Origin of the sequence: Amycolatopsis rhizosphaerae (genome assembly GCF_007713715.1) — a bacterium.
GTDB lineage: Bacteria > Actinomycetota > Actinomycetes > Mycobacteriales > Pseudonocardiaceae > Amycolatopsis_E > Amycolatopsis_E rhizosphaerae.
Window position 1 is genome coordinate 1 of sequence record NZ_VJWX01000833.1, and the last position, 1,494, is coordinate 1,494.

2 protein-coding genes are annotated in these 1,494 nt (G+C 69.6%); one reads left to right on the plus strand and one right to left on the minus strand.

Annotated elements, in window-relative coordinates; all coding sequences use genetic code 11:
- Positions 1-113: 113 nt before the first annotated feature.
- Positions 114-824 carry a carboxymuconolactone decarboxylase family protein gene (locus FNH05_RS37240; protein WP_246128168.1) on the plus strand — a complete coding sequence of 237 codons (711 nt, stop codon included), beginning with the start codon at positions 114-116 and terminating at the stop codon, positions 822-824.
- 40 nt (positions 825-864) lie between these two features.
- Here the strand turns inward: FNH05_RS37240 and FNH05_RS37245 are convergent.
- Positions 865-1,494: serine hydrolase (locus FNH05_RS37245; RefSeq protein WP_144593517.1), on the minus strand; the 630-nt coding region annotated here is incomplete at its 5' end.

Genomic DNA, 1,494 nt, shown 5'->3' on the forward strand with positions numbered 1-1,494 from the left:
GTCTGGTCCATGATCCGGCCAGTGTAGCTGGACAACAGTAGGGCTACAGCTGTAGCGTAATTCGCACTACAACTGTAGCCCTACAAGTGTCCACTTATTTTGGGAGGATCCTCGTGACCGTCGACTCCGCCATTGCTCCCGACTTCGTCGGAGAGCTGGACCCGTTGTTCGCCCAGATGGCCAGGGCCACCACTGCGCACGCGGGCGGCGTTCCCGGGCTGACCGAACGCGAGAAGGTGTTCCTGCGGCTGGTCGCGGACGTCTGCCAGGGCGCCCTCGGCCTGCCCTTCGAACTGCACGTGCGCGGCGGCCTCGGCCATGGTGTGTCCACTTCGGACATGCGGGACCTGATCCGGTTCGCCGCCTACGACACCGGTTACCCGGCCGCGCTGGCCGCACTCGCGCGGCTCGCCGAGATCGAGGAGGCCGAAGGCCTGCCCCGTCCGGAGGCCGCGCTGCTGCCCGCCGCGGAGGTGAGCACCGGGCCGGACGCCACGCCGACTCCGCTGCCCGCCTCCGTCCTCGCCGAGGTCACCGGGCTCGACCCGCATTTCGGAGCACATCTGGCCCTGCAGTCCCGGATGCGCTCGAGGGCCGGTTCCGGCAGCCTCAGCGTCCGCGAGCGCGCATTCGCGACGATGAGCGTGGACGTGCACTACCAGACCCTGGAAGAGTCGTTCACCGTGCACGTCAGCCGGGCACTGGGTGCCGGAGCGTCCCACGAGGACGTCCGGTCCGTGCTCCGGTTCGCCGCACAGTTCGGGATCACCCGGGCCTGGCGCGCCTGGAAGGCGCTCAACGCCCTTCTCACCACCCTGGGCTGACCACGGCGGCGCGCCGCGGACCGCGTGGCGCGCCGTCTTTTCAGGAGAAGTAGCCCTTGAACAGGATCTCGGCGATGCGGGTGGTGGTCTCGCGCCCGGTCTCCTCACCGTGCGCGACCACCCGGGTGTTGTTCATGATCGCGACCGTGTAGCGCTGGCCGGGACCGGCGAACCCCACCGAGTTCATGATCCACGAGCCGTCGTCGTTGTCGTCCGACCAGCCGTCCTTGTTGCCCGGCTGCGCCGCCGGCCCCGCGCCCCACACGCCCCACTGCTGGTCGGGGGCGACGTGCTGCAGTTCGCCCACGATGTAGTCCCGGTGCCGCGCGGGCAACTCGGTCAGCACGTAGCCGATCAGGCGGTCGAGATCGTCGGCGGTGGTGAGGATCCAGCCCCAGTGGTGCGGGTGCGCGGCGGTGAAGCGCATGTCCGTCATCCCGTAGGACGGGAAGCGGGCGCCGAACTCGTGCTCGCCCCCGTAGCGGTACCACAGGGTGGTGGCCGCGTCGTCGTCGCTGGAGTTGAGCATCCGGTGCATCAGTTCGCGGTCCCCGGCGGTGAGGTGGATCGCGCCGCGGTCGTCACGCAGCAGCAGGTCCACCGCCATGGCGAGTTTCGGGGTGGAACACGCCCAGATGAGCTGACCGGCCGCGGCGTTGCGCCACACCGC